This is a genomic window from Hyphomicrobiales bacterium, assembly GCA_017642935.1.
In the GTDB taxonomy this organism is placed as follows: Bacteria; Pseudomonadota; Alphaproteobacteria; order Rhizobiales; family MH13; genus MH13.
Genome location: JAEPOK010000003.1, coordinates 249,805 through 271,555, shown reverse-complemented (window position 1 = coordinate 271,555; position 21,751 = coordinate 249,805). Strand labels below are relative to the sequence as shown.

The window sequence follows — 21,751 nt, the reverse complement described above, 5'->3', positions numbered from 1 at the left end:
TTTAGGCCGAAACACCGGCCCCGATCGGGCAGGAAACGCCCGTGCCGCCGAGGCCACAATAGCCATTCGGGTTCTTGGCCAAATATTGCTGGTGGTAGTCCTCGGCAAAATAGAACGGTCCGGCCTCACGGATTTCGGTGGTAATCTGGCCACGTCCAGCCTGGGTCAAAGCCTCCTGATACATCGCCTTGGATGCTTTCGCGGTTGCGATATCGGCATCGTCTGGGAGATAGATGCCCGAGCGATATTGCGTGCCGACATCATTGCCTTGGCGCATGCCCTGCGTCGGATCGTGCGCTTCCCAAAAGGTCTTCAGGAGCGTCTCCAGGCTTGTGACCTGCGGATCATAGACGATGCGCACCACCTCATTATGGCCGGTTCGGCCCGAGCAGACCTCTTCATAGGTCGGGTTCGGCGTGGACCCGGCCGCATAGCCGACAGCCGTCACATAAACGCCTGGCAGCGACCAGAAGGCTTTTTCAGCGCCCCAGAAACAGCCGAGGCCGACATCCAAAACCTTGTGACCGTCAGGGTAGGGGCCAGACAGCGGATTGCCGTTGATGAAATGGGTCTCAGCCGTTGGGATCGGCGCCTCGCGCCCTTCCAAGGCTTCACCTGGCGATGGCATCTCGGTCTTCTTCGTTAGCGATGCAAAAAGGTTGAGCATGGTTGGGCCCTTCTCAAAATGCCCCGGACAGGTTGGTCCAAGGCTTGGTTTCGGTGCAAGAGGTGGGCCTTGAGCCGCCTTGCGTCAAGCTGTGACCCCGGTCACACCCGCGTGATGAACGCTGCGATAACCAAGGCTGCCATCAAAGTGACGTGAAATGCGAAAAAGGCTGGCCAGCCGCCGCACTTGGCGGTTTGATTGCTCCAACGCTCACATCCGCTCCTTCGGGATTTGCCACAAGACTTGCCATAGGATCTGCCATGCGCGCGCTCACCTTCGCCCTTCTTTCCACCACTGGCCTGCTGTTGGCCTCCGGCGCCAACGCTCAGTCCGTTGACCAGGCTGGCGCCGATGCGCTGGAAGCGCGCGTTCCAGCGATCCTTGATTATTTGTTCCAAAACGCGCCGGATGTTCGCTACGAATTTGGTAGCGATATCCAAGCTGTGCCGAATGGCGATGCCTACGATCTGACGATCCCGCAGGTCACCATCGATGCCAATGGCGACGCCGACATTGTCATCCCGGCCTTTGCCGTGGAGGTGACACCGCAGGATGATGGCTGGCAACGTGCCGAGTGGCGTTTCCCGGGGCCCATCGTTGCGACTAACCCGCGCAACAGTTCCGACCGCGCGGACATCGCCTTCACCAGCGACGACAATGTGATTGTCATTGCGCCGGAATACAGCATGGCGATGCAGGCTGACATGGGCCTCACCGATTTCAGGATCACGGTCCAGGATGAGGAAGGCACCATCACGGTCGATGATATCGAGCTGGCCGTCGATACCGAGCCCTCAGGTGCTGGTGAGCATAGCTTTGACTCAGAGACCTTCGCCCAACTGGCTGGTTTTCAGATCAACATCCCGTCGGAGGAGGTGCTCATCGCGGTGGACTCGCTGGAAATGGGCGGTTCCTCGGCGCGCCAACGCCTGGACCTATTCGCCGCACTCCAAGAACGCGTTCAGGGCCTCGATCCTGAAAGCGAGGAATTTCTGATCGGGTTCGTCGATGTGCTGCGTGCCAATGCCGGCGCAAAATGGATCGGTGATGCCGATTATGAAATGGGACTCGACGGGCTGTCCTTCACCATCGAAGACGTCAGCGGGTCTTTGGGCGAACTGGGCGTCACCCTGGCCGCCACCGACTTGGATGAGCCGGCCGCGCGGCTTGAGATCGCCATGGAGGCGAGCGACATCGGCACCAGCGATGTCCCACCGCAGTTCGCGCAGCTCATCCCGTCGCGCGCGCAGCTTGATTTGGTTGCCGTCGATGCGCCGATCGAGGCGTTCAGCGATCGCATCTATGGCTATCTGGGTGAGGCTCCCAGTGATGCCGAACTGTTCGGCCCCAAAGGCCGCCGCGCTGGCGTCGGCAATCCGGTGGCCAATTTGCAAAACATCGACCCCATGGAGTTCTTGGGCATCCTCATGAGCTCGGACGTGGAGGTGTTGCTGCGTGATTTCCTGGTCGAGGCGCCGATCGGCTATGTCGCTGCCGAGGGTACGGTTCAGCCCGACCCGCAGGCAGCGCTACAGGCCACGGCTGATCTCAACCTGCAGATTGCAGGCCTGCCAGAGATGATCGCTTTCGCCCAGCAAATGGGCGGAGAGGCAGCTGAAGGCGCGGCCTTCGTTTCGGTGCTTTCCGCAATGGGCCGCGATGCGACCGATGGCGACGGGCAAGCGGTCAAGGAGTTCGATTTGGAACTCACCCAAAGCGGTCAAGTCTTGCTCAACGGCAATGACATGAGCGCCATGATGGGCATTTTTCAGTAGGCGTGATTAGCCGGCGGTTTCAACCGCTGCCGCGTCCACCTTCACCTTGGGGCGGCGTGCAAGGATGGCAAGGACCAACCCGAAGCCGCCTATGGCTGCCCAATCCCACCAGGTGAGCGCTGTTTGGATGATCGGGTCCCAGAGATAGGGCCAGACGTAACGCTGGATGAACGCCTGCGTCCCGTTCAAGAGGTCAGGCACCGTGGCGTAGAACAATGCACCCAACGGTTCAGGCGCAAACCCGGTAAAACTCGCCCAGTCGACGGCGACAAGGTCATCTGCCAATAGCACCAGCGCGACCGCGATAAGCGCCAGGCCGAGCAGGCGAATGGGAAAGCGAATGACCGCCATGGCGGGTCTCCTTGATTGAACAACGCCCCTGCAGTTTGGGGTGCGGGGCAGATGTATGGAGCTTTTCAGCGGCCAACAAGACGCTCGCGCGCCATTGCACGTAACTGTGATGCCCGGTGAGGTCGCGCGAACCGGCTGTTAGACGCTCTCCAAACGGTGTTTGAGCTTACGCGCGCCTTCGGTTAGACAAGCGCAGAAAACCGCCTTTCTGAGATATGGTCCTTTTCTCGATGCCCAACCCTTCCGCCATGCCCACCGCCGTTCCAACTGATGCAAGTCATGAGGACAGCATTCTCGATGCTGCCCGGGCTGTGCTTGCGACCGAGCGCGCCGGTTTGGATGCGCTGGAGTCGGCGTTGAACGGCGAGTTCGTGACCGCAGTGGAATGGATATTGCGCGTCAAAGGCCGTGTCATCGTGTCAGGCATGGGCAAGTCGGGGCACATTGGCACCAAGATCGCCGCCACGCTTGCCTCCACGGGAACGCCGGCGCACTTTGTTCACCCTGCCGAGGCCAGCCACGGCGATCTCGGCATGATCACGCCGGACGATCTTTGCATCCTGATTTCCAATTCCGGCGAAAGCCGCGAGCTTGCTGACATCGTCGCCTATACCCGCCGCTTTGCGATCCCGATGATCGCCATCACCAAGGTGCGCGAGAGCTCGCTCGGCAAGCAGGCCGACCTCATCCTGCAATTGCCCGAGGTGCCGGAAGCCTGCACGATCGGCATGGCGCCGACCACATCGACCACCTGCACCTTGGCCCTCGGTGATGCGCTGGCTGTTGCGGCGATGAATGAGCGCGACTTCGATGCCTCAAGCTTTGGCGATTACCATCCGGGCGGCAAACTCGGCGCCCACCTGACGCCGGTCGCCGCGCTCATGCATGACGGGCCGGGACTGCCGCGCGTTACACCCGATGCACCGATGGGTGATGTGCTCGTCGAAATGACGGCCAAGGGGCTTGGGATCGCGCTGGTCGTTGATGAGAGCGACCACCTGAAAGGCATCATCACCGATGGCGATTTACGGCGTAACTTGGTCGGGTTGATGGACCATATCGCGCTTGATATCGCGACCAAATCGCCGCGCACTATTCAGCCCTCTGCGCTCGCCAGCGCCGCGATCGGTGTGATGAACGAACGCGAGATCACCGTGCTGGCGGTCGTCGATGAAGACGGCATTTTGCAAGGCGTTCTGCACATGCATGACTGCCTGCGCGCTGGCATCGTCTAAAGCGTTTTCAGCGAAAGTAGGCACCGGTTTGCGTCCGAAAACGCGTCACAGCCAAAACATGGAACCTTCGATTTGAACCGTGTTCGCCGAAAGACCTTCAGGCTTTTTCGCGGGTTTCTACTTGCGCCCCGTCAGCTTCGGGCCTAAAGAGGCGCCGCTGCTAGGGGCAGCATCCAGGTCCGCGGAAAGCCGTCATCGGCGCCCCTCTTGATCAGTTCTGATACCTTTCCCGGTATTTCTCATGCCCGAACCAAGCGGATCGGCGGGCGCTATGATGAGGAATCCGATGACCAAGTCTCTGGACCAATTGCGCCGTGATGCGCGCGCGTTGAAACGCGATTTTGAAGCAGGCGAGGCCCATGCCCGCCAGCGTCTGCGCGTCCATCCCCCACGCCCGGATGGCGCCCCTCTCAAACATGCCGACTATCTGCACGTCATCGCGCAGGAGAACGACTTTGCCAGTTGGCCTGCGCTGAAGCTCGCCGTGGAATTGCACGGCATGGACAAGGCCGCCAAACTGCAAAGAATGAAGATCGCGCTCTATCACGGTCAGGTGCAAACGGTGGAGCGGTTGCTCGCGGACACGCCCGATCTGGCCGATGGCGTCCTTGGTTTGGAAATTGCCCTTTACCGGCGGGAGGCGGTTGAAGTGGCGCTTCAAGTCGACCCGACCTGCCTGAACCGTGATCTGGGTCCTGCGCCCGCCTTTGTGCATCTTGCCCGCTCGCGCATGGTCCATGCCTATCCGGAGCGTCAGGCCGACATGTTGGCGATTGCCGATTTGCTTCTTGCCCATGGCGCTGACGTCAATCGCGGCTTGCCGGTTGGCGAGGGGTCGGACCACACGCTTTCGCCGCTCTATTTCGCCATCGGGCATGCCGACAACATGCCGCTGGGGCGCTGGCTATTGGCGCATGGTGCCGACCCCAACGACAATGAGTCGCTTTATCACGCCACCGAGCTTGGCCACCATGAGGGGCTGAAAATGCTGCTTGAGCATGGCGCCGATCCGCGCGGCACCAACGCGATGCTGCGCGCCATGGATTTCCACGATGTGGAAGCCGTGCGCATGCTGCTGGACGCCGGTGCGCTCGCCGATGAGTTCAATGATGGCGAGGTGGGTGGTGAAAAGCCTTGGGTTGTGCCGGCGCTGCATCAGGCGGCGCGGCGCATGTCACCGCCGCAAATGATCGAGCTATTGCTTGAAGCCGGTGCCGATCCCGCGCGAACCTACCAGGGCTGCACCGCCTACGGGTACGCCCGCGTGTTCGGCAACCGCGATCTTGCGCAAGCGATTGAAGTGCGTGGCGCGGTTCCCGATCTAACGCCGGAAGAAGCCTTGCTTGCCAAGGCCGCTGACGGGGAGGACACCACTGGTGTGTTCGTGGACACGGCCAAACTGCCGGACACCTATCGCGATATTGTCCGGGTGATCCTCCACCTTCCTGGCAAGCTCGATCATCTGAAGCGATTGGTTGCGCTGGGCGTGGAGTATGATCGCCCGGACAGCGAAGGTCTGACGCCGGTCCAGGTGGCCGGTTGGGAAGGGCTGCCGGAGATGATGGCCTATATCCTGTCCCTCAGCCCCGACCTGTCGCATGTTAACGGCTATGGCGGCACGCTGCTTTCGACGATCATTCATGGATCGGAAAACTGCCCGCAACGGGCCGAGCGCGACTATCTGGGCTGCTTGGAACTTGCGCTTCGTCTCGGCGTCGCATTGCCGCGCCGGGCGCTTACGCTTGCCGGAGACCCGGAAGTGGCTACCTTCCTTGCCGATTGGGCTGAAGCTCACCCTGGACAGGTGGTTGAGGGCGGCGCTGCGTAGGGTTGTCAAACGACCGGCTGCGGAACCAAATCCTGCCGCCGGCGTTCATGCTATAACGGTAGTCTGAAAGGTGATCACTATGCCCATGTTCTCTTCGACGTCCTCAACCGAGCAATCCGAACGGTTCAGTGGCACCCGCCTCTTGACCGCCACCACCGCTGCCCTTGCATTTGCGGCTGCTTTGGTCGTGCCAGCCAACGGTCAAGCCGTTGAGCGTGTCGAGCTTGGCGTTTTGGAATGCGCGGTGGATGGCGGAACCGGGTTCATTTTCGGCTCCACGAAGGATTTGCGCTGCACCTTCGACCCCGCCGACGACATGCGTCCACCGGAGCCCTATTTTGGGGTAATCTCGCGCTTTGGCGTTGACATCGGATCGACCAGTCAGGGCACCATCGCCTGGGCGGTGCTTGCCCCGACGACGGATATGTGGGCGCCTGGCGCTTTGGCGGGCAACTATGTCGGCATCGGTGGCGAGGCGACGGCCGGCGTTGGCCTTGGAGCGAACGCCTTGCTCGGCGGCTCGAACGAAACCTTTGCATTGCAGCCGCTGAGCGTCTCAACGCAGGTCGGTCTCAACTTCGCGCTCGGTGTCAGCGAGTTGGAACTGCGCGCCATCGCTGACTAAATCAGCAGCGCGCAATTGATTTTGGGCCTCTACACGGCGTTGCGGGTGTAGAGGCCATTGATCAGACCGTCGGGTGTCATCGATAGCCCCCACTCGGTGCGTCCATTGGCAAACTGCACTTCGTAAATGTCATAGCCATTGCTATCGACACCTTTGAAGGTGATCGGTCCCGGCTGACCCAACCGCTCCATTTCCGCTTCGATCATGTCCGCTTGCGTGCGCGCTAGGTCAGCCAAAGGTGCGGTCATGCGGTCATAGTCGATCGAACCGCTGACATGCTGGTCAATCATCTCGCGCATCACAGCCTCGCTGCCCTGCAGCGGAATTTTTTCTGCGATGCGTTGCTCCAACGTCTTTTGCCTGGATACGAAGGCCTCCTCGCCGACGCGCTCGGCGACCAGTTCATGGCCATGCTGATGCAGTGTTAGGGCGCAAACCTTGCCGGTCTCGTCACGTTGAAAAGTGACCTGCGCGGCAACAACCGTGGTGAAAAACGCATCCTTGGCTTCGGGCTTAAAAAGCACTTCCGGCTGTCCAAGCAGCTGAAGATAAAGCTCGTTCTCGCGCACGCGGATCGCCACCATCGAGCCTTCTTCCATTGCGTAGCTGCCTTCATAGTCGGGCAGGATCTTTGCATAGATGGAAACGGCTTTTCGCGGCCGCGATTGTTCGTAACGCTTCCAGGCAATGGCGTCGTCTTTTTCGGGGGTCATCAAAGTCTCCTTGGCAAGTTTGATCATGTCATCCAGTGAGAGAACCTCACCGTCTGCATGGTTGCTTTGGAGCGAGCGGACCAATGCAAGACTGCGATCGATACGCGCCTGTCGGCTGCGCAAAGTCTCTTCCTGCAAGGTGAGGAAGTCGGCCAGATCGGTCTGTTGGCCTGACAGAACCTGTCCGATGCGCGCCAAGGTCAGCCCGAGTTGTTGCAACATCAAGATCTCGTTGAGGCGTGCAATCTCGCGGCTGCCGTAGAGGCGCCAGTTCTTTTCGGTGCGTCTTGGTTCAATCAGGCCACGGGCTTCATAGACCCGCAAGGCCTTTGTCGTGAGGCCAAGGCGGCGGGCGCAGTCAGCGGCGGACAGCAGTGTTTCGTCGGTCATATTTCTCTCCGACGCATGCCAATAGGGTATGACCTTGGGGCCGGCGCAAGGGCCAATCGAAGAAAAAATCGTCGGTCCGAAATTTTTGTCTAGGCCCGCGCCGCCATCCGCCGTGCCATGTCGATCATGCGCGCCGAAAACCCCCATTCATTGTCATACCAGCCGAAAAGCCGCACTTGGCGGTCGCCAACCTGACGTGTTTCCGGCATCGCCAGAACGAGCGATTCCGGTCTGGCGCGCATATCCGTTGAAACGCACGGATCGTCTGTAAGGCCAACAAGCGTCGATCCCGCAAACGTCTCACGAAGCAGATGGTCCAGTGGGCGATCGGGAGCGCGCTCAAGCTGTATGACTGCATCGATGGCCGAGACGCTGATGCAGGGCACCCGCACCGCTGACACCGTCAGCTTGTCGGCCATCGCGGGCAGAACGCGGGCGACCTGTGTGGCTGCGCTTGTGCTCGTTGGCACCATGGAAACCGCTGCCGCCCGGCTGCGCTCAAGGCTTGCTGCCGGTGCATCCACAGTAGGCTGACTGCCAGTATAGCAATGCACGGTGGTGATGTGAGCGCGTGCAATGCCGAGCGCCTCATGCAGAGGCCGAAGCAGAGGCGCGATGGCATTGGTGGTGCATGAGGCGTTGGAAACGATTTTCGCGTCGCCGATGGAATCCGCATTGGCGCCGAACACTGCCGTGATGTCGGCAGCATCCGACGGCCCGGATATCAGCACGCCCGCGGCGCCCGCTTTCAGGCCGCGCTCGGCGACCTCCCGTGACTTGGCTTTGCCGGTGCTTTCCAGCACCAGATCAACGCCAGAAAGGTCAGCAAGCGAGAGGTCGGCAAGCATGGTGAAGGGGATCGCACGACCATCGACGACCAGCGCATCAGGTGCCTCCTCCACCGTTCCGGGAAAAGGACCGAAAACCGAGTCATAGCAAAACAGATAGGCGCAGGTTTCAAGCGAGGCGATATCATTGATGCCAACCACCTCGATATCGCTGTTGCGGCTATCGGTGAGGATTTGGCGCAGGAGAGTGCGACCGATCCGGCCGAACCCATTGATCAGAACGCGCATGATTTCGAATGACTTTGCAAAAGAGGCCCGGAAAAAAGGGCCGGGGTTAGAAATCGACCTCGATAGCGATGCCTTTTTCGATCGCCAGGTCAACCACGCTGGCCGCCACGGCAAGATCTTGCAGGCCGACGCCGGTGCCATCAAACAGCGTGATCTGATCCGCACTCGTCCGACCGCCATGGGTTCCATTGATGACCGCGCCAATCTGGTTGACGTCGCTTTCCTGGATCAGGCCTTGCCCGACGGCATGCTGCGCCTCGCCGATGCTGATCGACTGCGCCACTTCGTCGGTAAACACTGCTGCGCGCTGCAGCAGCGCAGGGTCCACTTCCTGCTTGCCCTTGGTGTCGGTGCCCATGCAGGCGATGTGCGTGCCCGGGCTGACCTGATCGGCCATCAGGATCGCATCATGCGAGGATGTGATCGAAATGATCACATCGGCGCCTTGCATCCCGTCCAGTTCCACCGCCTCGAATGGCAGGTTTGCTTCCTGCGCAACTTTTTCGATGTTGGGCAACATTTCCGGGTGGAAGTTCCAACCGATCACTTTCTCAAATCTGCGTTGCTCAAGGGCTGCGCGTAGCTGGAACGTTGCCTGGTGACCGGCACCGACCATGCCAATGACTTTCGCGTCATCGCGCGCCAAGTGTTTGATGGACACCGACGACGCCGCTGCGGTCCGAAGGGCTGTCAACAAATTGCCGCCGACCATCGCTTTCGCGCGGCCTGTATCGGGGTCGAACAGGAACACGGTGGATTGGTGATTGATGATGCCTTGGGTCTCAAGATTGTTCGGCCAATAGCCACCGGCTTTGAGGCCGAGCGTCAGGCCAGCGCGGTCGAAGCCGCCCTTGAAGCCATAGAGCGCATCGACATGGCCGATCGCCTCACGCACCACCGGGAAATTGTAAGCATCACCCGATGCCATCGCGGCAAACACTTTCTCCACGGCCTCAAAAGCCGCCTCGCGGGTCATCAGGTCGGCGATCTCGCGTTCTGGAACAATCCACATGTCAAAAATCCTTTGAAGACAAATGCGCCCGCGCGACGTTTCGTGCCGCGCGGGCGTGGGAAACATAAAACCTGTCTGGGCAGGCCTTAGTAAGCTTTGCCGCGCGCCGACACCGGCCAGAGGGTTTCCACCTTGCCGCCGCGCACACCGACATACCAGTCATGGACGTTGCAGGTCGGGTCGCAGTGACCGGGCACCAAGCGCAGCTTGTCATTGACTTTCAAGGCGCCCTTCGGATCGGCGACAACGCCGTGCTCATCGGAGCATTTGACGTATTCCACATCATCGCGGCCGAAGATGAAGGGCAGTCCACTGTCAACCGACTGGGCTTTGAGGCCCGCATCGACGATCGCTTTATCGGCCTTGGCGTGGCTCATCACGCTGGTCAGGATGAACAGCGCATTTTCCCATTCGCCCTGGTCGATGCGGTTGCCGTCCTTATCAAGGATGCGGCCATAGTCAGCGTCCATGAAGGCGTAAGACCCGCACTGCAGTTCGTTGTAAACACCGGACGTGCTCTCAAAATAGTAGGAGCCGGTGCCACCACCGCCAACGATGTCGCACTCAAGACCTTCGGCCTTCAACGTGTCGACAGCGTCTTTCACCATCGCGACCGCCACATCGATTTTGGCTTTGCGATCTTCGTAGGAATCCATGTGCTGCATAGCCCCCTGATAGGCTTGCAGGCCGGAGAACTTCAGACCCGGTGCAGCGTCGATGGCTTTGGCGATCTCCACCACTGCCGGCGTTGTCGTCACACCGCAACGACCGGCACCGCAATCGATCTCAACGAGGCACTCAATCTGCGTCCCGTGCTTTTGCGCGGCAGCTGAAAGATCAGCGACATTGGCCACATCATCGACGCAGCAAATGGCGCGTGCGCCAAGCTTCGGGATGCGTGCCAGACGGTCGATCTTGGCCGGGTCGCGGACCTGATTGGAAACCAGCACATCCTTGATGCCGCCACGGGCGAACACTTCAGCCTCGGAGACTTTCTGGCAGCACACGCCGCAGGCGCCGCCCATCTCCATTTGAAGCTTCGCCACATCAACCGATTTGTGCATCTTGCCGTGCACGCGGTGGCGCATGCCTTTGGACTTGGCATAGTCGCCCATCTTCTTGATGTTCCGCTCAAGCGCATCAAGATCCAAGATCAGGCATGGCGTTTGAATGGTCGCTTCGTCCATGCCAGGCACGGCCGGAACGTCGTATCCCACTTCCAGTGCGTTGATGTTCACAGGTGCGTTCATCGCATTATCTCCCTTTTCCGATCTTCGATCATTTGATCCATGGCAGCGTGTCGAGATCGACATTGCCGCCGGTGATGATGACGCCGACCCGCTTGCCCGCGAACCGGTCCTTGTTCTTCAAGATGGTGGCAAGCGGCACCGAGCAGCTGGCTTCCATCACGATCTTCATGCGCTGCCAGGTCAGTTTCATCGCATCGATGATCTCTTGCTCTGAGGCGGTCAGGATGTCGGTGACGTGGTTGGACACAAAGTGCCAGGTCAACTCTTTCAGCGGCACTTTGAGGCCGTCGGCGATGGTCACCGGCGCATCATCAGCGATGATATGGCCGGCTTTGAAACTGCGATAGGCATCGTCCGCCTGCTCCGGTTCGGCCGCAATGATTTCGGTCTCCGGCGCGATATTCGACAGCGTCAAGCAAGTGCCGGAAATCATGCCGCCACCGCCGATTGGCGCGATCACCATATCGACACCGTCGGTCTGTTCCATCAGTTCACGCGAGCAGGTGCCCTGACCGGCGATCACGCGCGGGTCATTGTAGGGGTGCACGAAATCGCCACCGGTTTTGGCTTGCACCTGGGCGAACACTTCCTCGCGGCTCGACGTCGATGGCTCGCATTCGGTGATGATACCGCCATAGCCTCGCACCGCATCCTTCTTCGCCTGCGGCGCGGTACGCGGCATCACAACATTGCAGGGAATGCCGCGACGCCCGGCAGCGTAGCTCAGCGACAGCGCGTGGTTGCCGGACGAATGCGTGGCCACGCCCTGTTTGGCGTCTTCCTCAGAAAGGCCAAACACGGCATTCGATGCGCCGCGCACCTTGAAAGCGCCGGCCTTCTGGAAGTTCTCGCATTTGAAGAACAGCTGCGCGCCAACGAGATCGTTGAAGTAAGACGACGTCAAAATCGGCGTGCGATGAATGTGCGGTTCAATGCGCTCATGCGCGGCCAGGACATCATCATAAGTGGGTATGTACATCAGCAAACAGTCCTTCTAGGCGGCAAGCTTGGGTGCGACCGCAGGGTGGCCGCGATAGTAGTTTTGAGCGGCGGCCACGCCGCCCCCCAGTTCAATGTCGAGGCCAAGATCAGCCATGCACATCTCGGCGGTCGCGATGCCGCTGAGTGCCATCACATCGGTCAGGCTGCCCAAATGCCCAATGCGGAACACCTTGCCGGCGACTTCTCCGAGCCCAACGCCGAACGCAACGCCATATGTGCTGGCAGCATGCTGCACGATGCTCGTGGCGTTGAAGCCGTCCGGTGTTTTGATCGCACTCACCGTGTCAGAGTAAACGTCGGGCGAAGAAGCGCAAAGGTCCAAACCCCACGCGGCGACCGCCTGGCGAACGCCTTCGGCAATGCGGTAATGGCGCGCAAATACGTTCTCCAAGCCTTCGTCCAGGATCATCTGGCACGCCGTGTTGAGACCGTTGATGAGGCCGATCGTTGGCGTGTAGGGATAGGCGCTGTTCTCATAGCCTTTGCGCATATCGTGGACGTCAAAGAAGGTGCGCGGCAGCGAGGCCGATTTGGTCGCAGCCATGGCCTTTTCGCTGAACCCAACGATCGCCAAGCCAGCGCTCAACATGAAGCCCTTTTGCGAGCCTGTCACAGCGACGTCGACGCCCCACGCATCGAAGCGGAAATCCATCGAGGCGATCGATGACACGCCATCCACCAGCAACAGGGCAGGGTGGCCAGCGTCGTCAAGCGCCTTGCGCACGGCGGCAATGTTTGAGCGCACACCCGTCGCTGTCTCATTGTGGGTGGCCAGCACCGCTTTGATCGTGTGGGCTTTGTCGGCCTTCAGGATCTCGGCGTAGCGATCGGCGGGCAGGCCATGTCCCCATGGCGTCTCAACGACCTCGACCTCAAGTCCGTGGCGCTGACACATATCGATCCAGCGATGGGAGAACATGCCGTTGCGCGCCGAGAGAACCTTGTCGCCCGCGCTCAGCGTGTTGGTCAGTGCTGTTTCCCAGCCACCCGTTCCGGTCGAGGGGAAAAGGAAGATTTCAGCGCTTTGGCTTTTCAGGATCTGGCGCACGCGATCGAGGGCCGGATGCAAAATGCTGCCGAAAAACGGCGAGCGGTGATCGACCGTCGGCATGTCACATGCCTTACGCAGGTTCTCAGGAATGTTGGTGGGGCCTGGAATAAAAACTGGATTTTGCAGGCTCATGGCCGTTTCCTCCGTGAAGTTGCACTGACCATAGGCGCAAGTGCGGAGGATGAAAATTTTTTTGAAATCTTTTTTCAAAAACTAGTTTTGAAAAATAATTGTGACTTGTCAGTGGTTTATATTTTTCATATCGTGAATTGAATTTTCATTGTTATGGAAAAGCTGTCATGAACCAAGAGAAAATAGGCAAACAGGAGCGTCATCGCGCCCGTGGCCGGCCGCGTGGTTGGGACGATAAAACCGCCCAGAACACCATCAAATCACTCGACCGGGCAATGGAGGTTTTTGAGTTCCTAAGCGAAGCGCAGGGCAAGACGCTCTCAACGCTTGCCTCGCAGATGGGGCAGTCGCCGGCGACCGTCTATCGCATCCTCGTCACGCTTGAAGGGCGCGGTTTGGTGGAGTTCGATGCCGATGAGCAGGTCTGGCACATTGGAGCCCAGGCGTTCGTGATTGGTGCGCGGTTCTTGCGTCGCTCAAGTCTGGTCGACCGAGCCAGACCCATCTTGCGCAAGCTGATGGAACAAACCGGCGAGACGGCCAATCTCGGCACCGAGCGCAACGGCTTCGTGTTGTTCCTCGGTCAGGTAGAAACCCACGCAAGCATTCGAGCGTTCTTTCCGCCCGGCACCCTTTCTCCTTTGCATGCTTCGGGCATTGGCAAGGCACTGCTCGCCCACATGGACGAGGATCGACTGTCGCGACTGCTCGACGGACCGGGCAGAAGCGCACCGGTGTTGGAGCCGTTCACCGAACACACGATCACCGATGCCGGCAAGCTACGGGACGATCTCGCCGAAACCCGCCGTCGGGGTTACGCCATCGATGGCGAGGAAAAGAACCTCGGCATGCGCTGCATTGCGGCGCCCGTCTTCGATATGACGCAAGAGGCTGTCGCCGGCATTTCAGTGTCGGGACCGACAAGTCGTGTGGGCGAGGACCAGATCGAGCTTCTGAGCAATGCGGTCATGCAAGCCGCAAGTGATCTGTCGCTAGCGATCGGCGGTGCCGCAGCGGCGCCTAAGACCTAGCCTGCGATCAAAGGCCCGGCCACGTGTCGCCGACGCGATAGCCTTCCGGCCACGGATCGGATGGGTCGAGCATCAATTGCTTGGTTTCGGTGATCCAGGCGCGGCCACTGATCGACGGAATGACCGCAGGGGTTCCGGCAAGGTCGGTGGTTTCTTCGATCCGACAGTTGAACTGGCTGTCGATGATCGAGACGCCAACAAAGGTTTCGCCAACGGCCAAGTCGCCGCGCGCGTGCAAAACCGCCATGCGAGCGGAACAGCCGGTGCCCGTCGGAGAGCGGTCGATCTTGCCCGGCTCAATGGCTACAGCATTGCGCCCGGTCTTCACGCCGTCCACTTCGGTGACCGGCATCGTGAACTGACAGAAAGAGATGTGTGACCAGTCCGGGTTGGTCGGATGGGCAAAGCCGATCTGCTCATTGGCGGCCTTGGTGATCTTCATGCCGGTTTCAGACAGGTCCCGTGCCTCATCGGCGGTCAGAGCGAAGCCGAGCGCAGTGGCATCAACCAGCGCGAAACTGTCACCGCCATAAGCCGTGTCGACCGTCAATGTGCCGAGGCCCTCGACCTCGATCTGGCGATCCAAATGCTGGGCGAAGCTCGGATGGTTGGTGACGCGTATCGATTGGACTTTGCCGTCTTTGCAGGTCGCCATGACATCAACAAAACCGCCGGGCGCCTCCATGGCGAAGCGCGTCTCCGGCTCCTGCATCGGAACGATGCCACTATCGAGAAGAACGGTTGCCACGCACAGCGAGTTCGACCCGGACATGGGCGGCGTGTGCACCGGCTCCATGATAATCCAGCCCGTCACCGCGCGGGGGTCTTTGGGCGGGACCAGCAGGTTCACATGACGAAACACGCCTCCGCGTGGCTCGTTGAGGACGAAATTGCGCAGCCGATCATCCTTTGCAATCCAGCGCGCTTGCTCCCAGATCGTCTCGCCCGGTGGGGGCGCGACGCCGCCAACGATCACGTCGCCGACTTCGCCCTCGGCGTGGCAGCCAATGATGTGAATGCTCTTGCTGCTGCGCATAATTAGGCTTCCAATACCGCATCGCCGAGCACGTTCATCAGCGGTTCAATGCCAAGCCCCGGCTTGTCCGATGCTTTCATGGTGCCATTGACGCGTTTGGGCGCACCGGCGGCGATGTCCACCGTGCCATAGGAATTGAAGTCGGTGGCGGAGAACGCAAACTCTTCCGGCGTCGACTGCGCCAAATGCGCGATGCTCGCCGTCACGATGTCGCCGCCCCAGGTGTCCTCGATGGTCATCGGCACACCCGCATTGATGCAGAAATCGCGGATCAAGCGGGCCTTGGTCAGGCCGCCAACTTTGGAAATTTTGAGGTTGATGACATCCATCGCGCCATCGCCGAGCGCGCGTGTGAGGCTATCGACCCCGGTGATCACCTCATCCAGCACGAAGGGCAACGTGGTGCGCCGACGCGTCACCAGACACTCTTCATAGGTCGGGCAGGGTTGCTCGATGTAGACATCGATATCGCTCACCGCGTTCACCACGCGGGCGGCCTCATGCATGGTCCAGCCTGTGTTGGCATCGGCGACCAGAATATCGCCCTTCCGCATTTCTTTGGCGCAGAGCCGGATGCGTTCGATATCGCTGTCCGCGTCCGCACCCACTTTCAGCTGAAACTTGGTGTAGCCCTCGTCACGATAGCCGGCGACATTGGCGGCCATGGCGGTTGGTTCGATCTGCGAAATCGCGCGGTAGAGCTTCACCTCCTCCTGCGCCTTGCCGCCCAGCAGCTGATAGACTGGCAGGCCCACCGATTTGCCCAGAATATCCCAGCAGGCCACGTCAATGGCAGCCTTGATATAGGGGTGGCCGCGCAGCACGGCATCCATGTGCCGGTTGAGCACGCCAAGATCGCGCGGATCGAGCCCGATCACTTGCGGTGCGAGCTCTGCGAGGCCGGACCGCACGCCCAGCGCATAAGCCGGCAGATAGGCTGAGCCCAAAGGGCAGCACTCGCCAAAACCGGTGATGCCGGCGTCGGTCTCAACTGCCACAACCGTGCTGTCAAAGACCTCGACATAGTTGCCGTTAGACCAGCTGTAGCGCCCTTCCTTCAGGGGCAGATCCACCTGGTAGGCGCGGATGGTGGTGATTTTCATGACGTTACTCCTGAAGGCCTTGGCCTTACTTCACTTCGAACCCATGGGCGTATGGGTCGCGATCATTGATAAAAAGGGTGTTGAGGCCGGTCATGCGGGCCCAACCGGAAATGGAGGGGATGATGGCGTCGCGGTCACCGACACGCGCCTGGCCCTCGATCCGCCCGGTGAAGGTCGAGCCGATGATGCTTTCATGGATGAAAGGCTCGCCGGGTTTCAGCCGACCCTTGGCGGCCCATTGCGCCATGCGCGCCGATGTTCCGGTGCCGCAGGGCGAGCGATCGAGCGCTTTGTCGCCATAGAACACGGCGTTGCGCGCTGTCGCATCGCCTGTGGGTTTGCCGGTCCATAGGATGTGGCTCAGCCCTTTGATGTCAGGCTGTTCAGGATGCACGAAGCGGTATTTGTCGTTGAGCACGGCGCGCAACAAGGGGCTCCAGCGCAGAAGGTCGCCAGCGCTGACTTCGGCGATATCGGTGAAGCCCGGTTGCGGATCGACGATGGCGTAGAAATTACCGCCATAGGCAACATCCACGACCACTTCGCCAAGTCCCTCAACGTGCGCACTTAGTCCCTCGGAATGCAGGAAGGCGGGCACGTTGGTGAGCTTCACCTCTTCGACATAGTCACCCTCTTGGCGGTACTCGGCAACCACCAGACCCGCCGGTGTATCAAGACGGACGATGCCCGGCACCTTAGGTGTGACCAGCCCGTGCTCGATCATCATCGTTACCGTGCCGATGGTGCCATGGCCGCACATGGGCAGGCAGCCGGAGGTCTCGATGAACAGGATCGCGGTGTCGCAATCCTCGCGCGTTGGTGGATAGAGAATGGAGCCGGACATGATGTCATGCCCGCGCGGTTCAAACATCAGGCCGCGGCGTATCCAGTCGTATTCAGACAAGAAGTGCGCGCGCTTTTCCAGCATTGTCGCGCCGTGAAGCTGCGGCGCGCCACCGGCAACCAGACGGACCGGATTGCCGCAAGTGTGACCATCAACGCAGAAGAAAGTATGGGATGCCATCAGCAAAACCTTTCCGCGCGGTAGGGGTGCATGTCGATGGAGGGCGGTTTGCTGAGCACCAGATCACGCACAAGTGTCGCGGTCGCAGCGCACTGGGTAAGACCCAAATGACCGTGGCCGAAGGCGTAGATCACCCGTTGGTTCACCGGAGAGCGACCGATCACCGGCAGCGTGTCGGGCAGGGATGGCCGGAAGCCCATCCATTGCTTGCCGCCAGTGGTTTTCAGGCCCTGCATCACAGCTTCGGATTTCTTCAACATCATGGCCGAGCGGCGAAAATCCGGCGGACGCTGCATCCCGGCAAATTCGGCCGCTCCGCCCACGCGGATGCCACTGGAGAGCGGTGTGATGACATAGCCATCGGCGGGCACGACAAGCTGACGTTTGAGATCGAACGCATCAGCAGGCAAAGTGGTGTTATAGCCACGTTCGGCCTCCAGTGGGATGGTGTCGCCAAGCTGGGCCACCAACTCACCGGACCAGGCTCCGCTTGCAATCACGGTTTGGCCGGCGGCGATGGTTTCGCCATCGTCCAGCGTGATGGTGGTTGTCTCTTCCCCAGCTTGAAGATGCGCCACTTTGGCCTGTCGGAACTGCACCCCTTTGGTCACTGTTTGATCGCCCAGCGCCTTGGTGATCTCAAACGGGTCGGACACCATCATCCAGTCGGGCACGAACATCGCGTGGGTGTAACGCGGCCCAAGACCCGGTTGAAGCTCGGCGAGACGCGCACCGCTCACCGGCTCAAACGCGACGCCATGCTTGGCCCGAACACGCCAGACATCTGTTGAGGCTTCAAAAGCCCGCTGTCCCGCATAGAGGTAGAGCGCACCCTCACGGCGCAGATGATTGGAAAGTCCTGCGTCCTCAAACATTGGTTCGGTTTCGCGCTTAGCAAGGTCCATCAAAGCGGCCTGTGCCATCGTGCTGGCGGCATGAGCGGTTGGCAGACAGGCGCGGGCAAACTGCGCCATCCATGGCGCCATTTTCGGCGCATAGGAAAGCGGCACAGAAAGCGGACCCATCGGGTCCAACAACCAGCGTGGCGATTTGAGCAACATCGCAGGCGAGGCCATGGGTTCGACATCGGCAAAAGCAAACGCCCCGGCATTGCCGCGGCTGGCGCCTTCGCCCATGCCGACCTTGTCGAGGATCAGCACCGATTGACCGGCCTGCGTCAGCTTTAAGGCAATCGCCAGCCCGATAATCCCTGCGCCTATGACGCACTGATCGAAGGTCGCCTGGGTCACCTGGTCGCCCACTTGCCCAAGCCCTGAACCGCAGCCTCAGGCGGACTTGGCAAGCGCTGGGACTTCATCGTTCCACTGCGCATACCAGGCACGGAAAAGCCTGTACTGCGCCTCGACATAGTTGCGTTGACTGTCGGAAAGCCGGTCTGCTTCGTTCAAATGGAGCGCATACTCCTGCTCGCCGTTCAGCACCATCAGATGCTTGTAGAACAGGACGAGGTCCGGCCCCTCATCAAAGGTGGAGAGGACGTGCAGGGCATCGCTCAGCTCTCGTGCCTTGACCCGCGCAACGGCATCGCCGGCAGCGGCTTTCTTGCACAAGGCAATCAGGTGAAGCACTTCATCGGGCAATGCATTGCCGATTCCTGTGACGGTACCCTGCGCCCCGCAGTTGATGTAGCCATTGTAGACCTCGGTATCGACGCCGACCATGAGCAGAATATCATCGGCCTGTGATGTGATGTTCTCGCCCGCATAACGTAGGTCATCGGCGCCGCCGAACTCCTTGAACCCGATCAGATTCGGGAAATCCCGACGCAGGTCGAAGAACAGGTCCGCCCGGGTCGCAAAGCCATAATAGGGGCTGTTGTAGATCACACAGGGAAGCCCATTTGCAGCGTCCAGAATCGCGGAAAAATGCGCCCGCTGTGCCGCCGCCGATGTGCCGCGCGAGAGAACCCGCGGGATCACCATCAGGCCGGTTGCACCCACTTCGGCGGCATGCGCGGCGATTCCGACAGCCGCAGCGGTGTTGATCGCTCCGGTACCAACCATCGTTGGCACACCGGCATCGACGAGGCGCGCCACGCCTTCCTTGCGCTGCGCATCGCTGAGCAAGGGCCAGTCGCCCATGGATCCGCAATAGACCACACCCGACATGCCCTTGGTGATAAGGTCTTTGCCCTTGCGGACCAGCGCATCATAGTTTGGCGTTCGATCGGCATGACACGGCGTCATCAGCGCTGGAACACAGCCGTAAAACAGCGAGGGATGCATGGGAGTCTCCTTCTTGGTCGGCGGAAAGCGGCGGGCTTTCTGCCAGTTTTTCTTGTTGGACCACGAGCCAGAGGCGGATCGAAAACCGCCTCAGCGAACCTTTGCCAGGAACTTGCGTGTGTTTTCAGAAACGGCGTCGCCGAAGATCTGGGAAGGGGGGCCGATCTCTTCCATCAGGCCATCGTGAAAGTAAGCAACACGATCCGACACATCGCGGGCAAACCCCATTTCATGGGTCACGCAAATCATCGTCATGCCCTCTTCGGCAAGAAGGCGCATCGTATCGAGCACTTCACCGACCAGCTCGGGATCAAGCGCCGATGTCGCTTCGTCAAACAGCATGTAGCGCGGCTCCATCGCCAGGGCGCGTGCAATGGCCAACCGTTGCTGCTGCCCGCCGGAAAGGGCGTTGGGGAATGCCTTCAGCTTGTCGCCGAGACCAACATGATGGAGCTGCTCCGCAGCCAGCTCGTTGGCCTCCTTCTTGGGCAGACCGCGAACGATCTTCGGAGCAAGCGCAACATTCTCAAGGGCCGTGAGGTGCGGAAAGCTGTTCCATTGCTGAAACACCATACCGAGCTTCTGGCGCAGCTTGTTGATGTCGGTACCTTTGGCATGCACATCAACGCCGTCGACGAAAACCGAGCCATCGTTGATCGGTTCAAGCCGGTTGATGCAATAAAGAAGGGTGGATTTGCCCGACCCTGACGCCCCGATAACCGAAACCACTTCACCGTTTTCCACTGTAAGGTCGATACCCTTGAGCACATGAAGGGGTCCGAACTTTTTATGCAGGTTGCGAACTTCAATCATCGTAGGGCCCACTTTTGCTCAAGCTTTTCTGCGTACCGGGCGACGGGGAAGGACAAGGCAAAATAGAAAGCGCCGGCAATGGCGAGAATCAGGAAGGGTTCTTGCGTGCGCGTGATCAGGATCTGGCTGGCCCTAAGAAGCTCGACGTAACCCAGAACCGATACCAGAGCGCTATCTTTCATCACGCCCAGAGCGACGCCGATCCATGAAGGAAAAACGGCGCGTCCCCCGATGGGAAAAACGACATACCGCAGAGCCTGCCAATAGCTCATGCCAAGGCTGCGTGCGGCCCGTCGCATCGGCGTACCAACGACCTCCAGACCACCGCGCGCCACATTGGCAACCAGCGCAGCTGTATAAATCGTCAGAACGACGACACCGGATGCAAAAGCATCCAGGTCGAGCCCGACGATCGGCGCCAGGTTGAAGAACAGCACAAGCTGGATGAGCAGGGGTACGGACCGGAAGATGTCAAGGAAGGCAGCCAAGCCCGCCGTGGCCCAGAACTTGCCCTCATAAAGCACCCAGCCGAACAATGCGCCAAGAAGTGTACCCAGCGAGATTGAGACAACCGAGATCACCAGCGTGCGCCATGCGGCCTGCGCCATGAACCACATGTCACTGAGGGCAAACCCACTAAAGAACTGAACGGTTGGTTCCATATCCGCGCCCTCTGTCTCAGTACCGGAAAAGCCGGGTCGCGAGCAGGCGCGATGCCAATAGGATGATTTTGACGATCACGTAATAAAGCACGGCTGTGATCGCAAAATACTCAAAGATGCGGAAGGTTCGCGATGCGAAGAACTGGGTCTCGCCCGATAGCTCGCGAAAACCGACCAGCATGCCGAGCGACGACATCAGAACAGCCCACACCATCTGGTTGGTGATCGGGTGGTACACGATACGCAGCACCTGCGGGATGATGATCCTTGTGTAGGCCTGCCAGGCGGTCATGCCCAAAGATCTTGCCGCGCGCAGCTGTGTATCGGGAATAGCCTGAAAGCCACCGCGGAAATTCTCTGCAAGGTAGCCTGCGCAGTTAAAGGTCAGGCCCATCAGCACGATCATGAAAGGCGACAGGAAGATACCGAAGGCGCCAAGGCCGAAGCCGAAAAAGAACAGCTGGATCAGTGCCGGCGTATTGCGCGCCAATTCCACCCAAGTGGTGGCAAACCAGCGCAATGGGCCACGTCCATGCATTCGGATGAGAGCGAGCCCCAGTCCGATAATCACGCCCAGGATCATAGCGAGCGCGGCCACCTGAAGCGTGACCAGGCTTGCCGCAATCAGGTCAGGCAGGTCGCGGAAAACCGGACGCCAATGGAAATTGTAATCAAACACGAGCCAGACAATCTCGGCCTCTCCCGCGCGAGCGGCGTGGGAGAGGCCTC

General features: G+C 59.9%; 21 protein-coding genes. 5 read left to right on the top strand and 16 right to left on the bottom strand.

Translation table 11 applies throughout. The annotated features are described in order from the left end of the window. Position 1 precedes the first annotated feature (1 nt). Positions 2 to 667, bottom strand: a complete 666-nt coding sequence (gene msrA, locus JJ917_17530; protein ID MBO6700632.1) for a peptide-methionine (S)-S-oxide reductase MsrA — start codon at positions 665 to 667, stop codon at positions 2 to 4. Between the two features lie 260 nt (positions 668 to 927). On the opposite strand from msrA, the gene JJ917_17525 reads away from it, so the two are divergent. Further along, on the top strand, positions 928 to 2,442 hold the full coding sequence (locus JJ917_17525; GenBank protein MBO6700631.1) for a hypothetical protein: 1,515 nt from the start codon (positions 928 to 930) through the stop codon (positions 2,440 to 2,442). 6 nt (positions 2,443 to 2,448) lie between these two features. Here JJ917_17525 and JJ917_17520 read toward each other — a convergent pair whose 3' ends face one another. Continuing rightward, positions 2,449 to 2,793 (bottom strand): hypothetical protein, encoded by a 345-nt coding sequence (locus JJ917_17520; protein ID MBO6700630.1) that lies wholly within the window; start codon positions 2,791 to 2,793, stop codon positions 2,449 to 2,451. A gap of 230 nt (positions 2,794 to 3,023) precedes the next feature. Here JJ917_17520 and JJ917_17515 point away from each other — a divergent pair, with 230 nt between their 5' ends. The 3 genes from JJ917_17515 to JJ917_17505 all read left to right on the top strand — a co-directional run bounded on the left by JJ917_17515 (position 3,024) and on the right by JJ917_17505 (position 6,481). Then, positions 3,024 to 4,028, top strand: a complete 1,005-nt coding sequence (locus JJ917_17515; protein MBO6700629.1) for a KpsF/GutQ family sugar-phosphate isomerase — start codon at positions 3,024 to 3,026, stop codon at positions 4,026 to 4,028. 286 nt (positions 4,029 to 4,314) lie between these two features. After that, entirely contained in the window at positions 4,315 to 5,856 is a 1,542-nt protein-coding gene (locus tag JJ917_17510) for an ankyrin repeat domain-containing protein (protein ID MBO6700628.1), read from the top strand. A gap of 85 nt (positions 5,857 to 5,941) precedes the next feature. After that, on the top strand, positions 5,942 to 6,481 hold the full coding sequence (locus tag JJ917_17505; protein MBO6700627.1) for a DUF992 domain-containing protein: 540 nt from the start codon (positions 5,942 to 5,944) through the stop codon (positions 6,479 to 6,481). Between the two features lie 29 nt (positions 6,482 to 6,510). On the opposite strand, the gene JJ917_17500 is transcribed toward JJ917_17505, so the two are convergent. The 6 genes from JJ917_17500 to JJ917_17475 all read right to left on the bottom strand — a co-directional run bounded on the left by JJ917_17500 (position 6,511) and on the right by JJ917_17475 (position 13,107). Beyond that, on the bottom strand, positions 6,511 to 7,584 hold the full coding sequence (locus JJ917_17500) for a MerR family transcriptional regulator (protein MBO6700626.1): 1,074 nt from the start codon (positions 7,582 to 7,584) through the stop codon (positions 6,511 to 6,513). 89 nt (positions 7,585 to 7,673) lie between these two features. Beyond that, positions 7,674 to 8,660 (bottom strand): aldehyde dehydrogenase, encoded by a 987-nt coding sequence (locus JJ917_17495; protein MBO6700625.1) that lies wholly within the window; start codon positions 8,658 to 8,660, stop codon positions 7,674 to 7,676. 46 nt (positions 8,661 to 8,706) lie between these two features. Next, positions 8,707 to 9,672 carry an ornithine cyclodeaminase family protein gene (locus tag JJ917_17490; GenBank protein MBO6700624.1) on the bottom strand — a complete coding sequence of 322 codons (966 nt, stop codon included), beginning with the start codon at positions 9,670 to 9,672 and terminating at the stop codon, positions 8,707 to 8,709. A gap of 86 nt (positions 9,673 to 9,758) precedes the next feature. Beyond that, entirely contained in the window at positions 9,759 to 10,922 is a 1,164-nt protein-coding gene (locus JJ917_17485; protein MBO6700623.1) for a DSD1 family PLP-dependent enzyme, read from the bottom strand. A gap of 28 nt (positions 10,923 to 10,950) precedes the next feature. Then, on the bottom strand, positions 10,951 to 11,901 hold the full coding sequence (locus tag JJ917_17480; protein ID MBO6700622.1) for a pyridoxal-phosphate dependent enzyme: 951 nt from the start codon (positions 11,899 to 11,901) through the stop codon (positions 10,951 to 10,953). Between the two features lie 15 nt (positions 11,902 to 11,916). Further along, positions 11,917 to 13,107, bottom strand: a complete 1,191-nt coding sequence (locus JJ917_17475; protein MBO6700621.1) for an aminotransferase class V-fold PLP-dependent enzyme — start codon at positions 13,105 to 13,107, stop codon at positions 11,917 to 11,919. Between the two features lie 167 nt (positions 13,108 to 13,274). Between JJ917_17475 and JJ917_17470 the strand changes: the two genes are divergently transcribed. Next, positions 13,275 to 14,138, top strand: coding sequence for an IclR family transcriptional regulator (locus tag JJ917_17470; GenBank protein MBO6700620.1), 864 nt, complete (start codon positions 13,275 to 13,277; stop codon positions 14,136 to 14,138). A 7-nt stretch (positions 14,139 to 14,145) separates the two neighbouring features. Here JJ917_17470 and JJ917_17465 read toward each other — a convergent pair whose 3' ends face one another. From JJ917_17465 to JJ917_17430, 8 genes are all read right to left on the bottom strand, one after another. Then, positions 14,146 to 15,174: a proline racemase family protein gene (locus tag JJ917_17465; protein MBO6700619.1), complete on the bottom strand. Its 1,029-nt coding sequence runs from the start codon at positions 15,172 to 15,174 to the stop codon at positions 14,146 to 14,148. A 2-nt stretch (positions 15,175 to 15,176) separates the two neighbouring features. Further along, the gene (locus JJ917_17460) at positions 15,177 to 16,277 is read right to left on the bottom strand and encodes a mandelate racemase/muconate lactonizing enzyme family protein (protein MBO6700618.1); all 1,101 of its coding nucleotides are present in this window, start codon (positions 16,275 to 16,277) and stop codon (positions 15,177 to 15,179) included. 25 nt (positions 16,278 to 16,302) lie between these two features. Further along, positions 16,303 to 17,301: a 4-hydroxyproline epimerase gene (locus JJ917_17455; protein MBO6700617.1), complete on the bottom strand. Its 999-nt coding sequence runs from the start codon at positions 17,299 to 17,301 to the stop codon at positions 16,303 to 16,305. Next, a complete protein-coding gene (locus JJ917_17450) occupies positions 17,301 to 18,551 on the bottom strand; it encodes an FAD-binding oxidoreductase (protein MBO6700616.1) in 1,251 nt (416 codons plus the stop codon). Before JJ917_17450 ends, JJ917_17455 begins: the two co-directional genes overlap by 1 nt. 36 nt (positions 18,552 to 18,587) lie before the next feature. Continuing rightward, entirely contained in the window at positions 18,588 to 19,547 is a 960-nt protein-coding gene (locus JJ917_17445; GenBank protein MBO6700615.1) for a dihydrodipicolinate synthase family protein, read from the bottom strand. 90 nt (positions 19,548 to 19,637) lie between these two features. Continuing rightward, positions 19,638 to 20,360, bottom strand: a complete 723-nt coding sequence (locus JJ917_17440) for an amino acid ABC transporter ATP-binding protein (protein ID MBO6700614.1) — start codon at positions 20,358 to 20,360, stop codon at positions 19,638 to 19,640. Beyond that, the gene (locus tag JJ917_17435) at positions 20,357 to 21,022 is read right to left on the bottom strand and encodes an amino acid ABC transporter permease (protein MBO6700613.1); all 666 of its coding nucleotides are present in this window, start codon (positions 21,020 to 21,022) and stop codon (positions 20,357 to 20,359) included. Before JJ917_17435 ends, JJ917_17440 begins: the two co-directional genes overlap by 4 nt. A gap of 16 nt (positions 21,023 to 21,038) precedes the next feature. Next, entirely contained in the window at positions 21,039 to 21,701 is a 663-nt protein-coding gene (locus JJ917_17430) for an amino acid ABC transporter permease (GenBank protein MBO6700612.1), read from the bottom strand. Positions 21,702 to 21,751: the final 50 nt, after the last annotated feature.

Coding starts and splice junctions, on each gene's coding strand:
- msrA (MBO6700632.1), bottom strand. CDS start 667: ATGCTCAACCTTTTTGCATCGCTAACGAAGAAGACCGAGATGCCATCG.
- JJ917_17525 (MBO6700631.1), top strand. CDS start 928: ATGCGCGCGCTCACCTTCGCCCTTCTTTCCACCACTGGCCTGCTGTTG.
- JJ917_17520 (MBO6700630.1), bottom strand. CDS start 2,793: ATGGCGGTCATTCGCTTTCCCATTCGCCTGCTCGGCCTGGCGCTTATC.
- JJ917_17515 (MBO6700629.1), top strand. CDS start 3,024: ATGCCCAACCCTTCCGCCATGCCCACCGCCGTTCCAACTGATGCAAGT.
- JJ917_17510 (MBO6700628.1), top strand. CDS start 4,315: ATGACCAAGTCTCTGGACCAATTGCGCCGTGATGCGCGCGCGTTGAAA.
- JJ917_17505 (MBO6700627.1), top strand. CDS start 5,942: ATGTTCTCTTCGACGTCCTCAACCGAGCAATCCGAACGGTTCAGTGGC.
- JJ917_17500 (MBO6700626.1), bottom strand. CDS start 7,584: ATGACCGACGAAACACTGCTGTCCGCCGCTGACTGCGCCCGCCGCCTT.
- JJ917_17495 (MBO6700625.1), bottom strand. CDS start 8,660: ATGCGCGTTCTGATCAATGGGTTCGGCCGGATCGGTCGCACTCTCCTG.
- JJ917_17490 (MBO6700624.1), bottom strand. CDS start 9,672: ATGTGGATTGTTCCAGAACGCGAGATCGCCGACCTGATGACCCGCGAG.
- JJ917_17485 (MBO6700623.1), bottom strand. CDS start 10,922: ATGAACGCACCTGTGAACATCAACGCACTGGAAGTGGGATACGACGTT.
- JJ917_17480 (MBO6700622.1), bottom strand. CDS start 11,901: ATGTACATACCCACTTATGATGATGTCCTGGCCGCGCATGAGCGCATT.
- JJ917_17475 (MBO6700621.1), bottom strand. CDS start 13,107: ATGAGCCTGCAAAATCCAGTTTTTATTCCAGGCCCCACCAACATTCCT.
- JJ917_17470 (MBO6700620.1), top strand. CDS start 13,275: ATGAACCAAGAGAAAATAGGCAAACAGGAGCGTCATCGCGCCCGTGGC.
- JJ917_17465 (MBO6700619.1), bottom strand. CDS start 15,174: ATGCGCAGCAGCAAGAGCATTCACATCATTGGCTGCCACGCCGAGGGC.
- JJ917_17460 (MBO6700618.1), bottom strand. CDS start 16,277: ATGAAAATCACCACCATCCGCGCCTACCAGGTGGATCTGCCCCTGAAG.
- JJ917_17455 (MBO6700617.1), bottom strand. CDS start 17,301: ATGGCATCCCATACTTTCTTCTGCGTTGATGGTCACACTTGCGGCAAT.
- JJ917_17445 (MBO6700615.1), bottom strand. CDS start 19,547: ATGCATCCCTCGCTGTTTTACGGCTGTGTTCCAGCGCTGATGACGCCG.
- JJ917_17440 (MBO6700614.1), bottom strand. CDS start 20,360: ATGATTGAAGTTCGCAACCTGCATAAAAAGTTCGGACCCCTTCATGTG.
- JJ917_17435 (MBO6700613.1), bottom strand. CDS start 21,022: ATGGAACCAACCGTTCAGTTCTTTAGTGGGTTTGCCCTCAGTGACATG.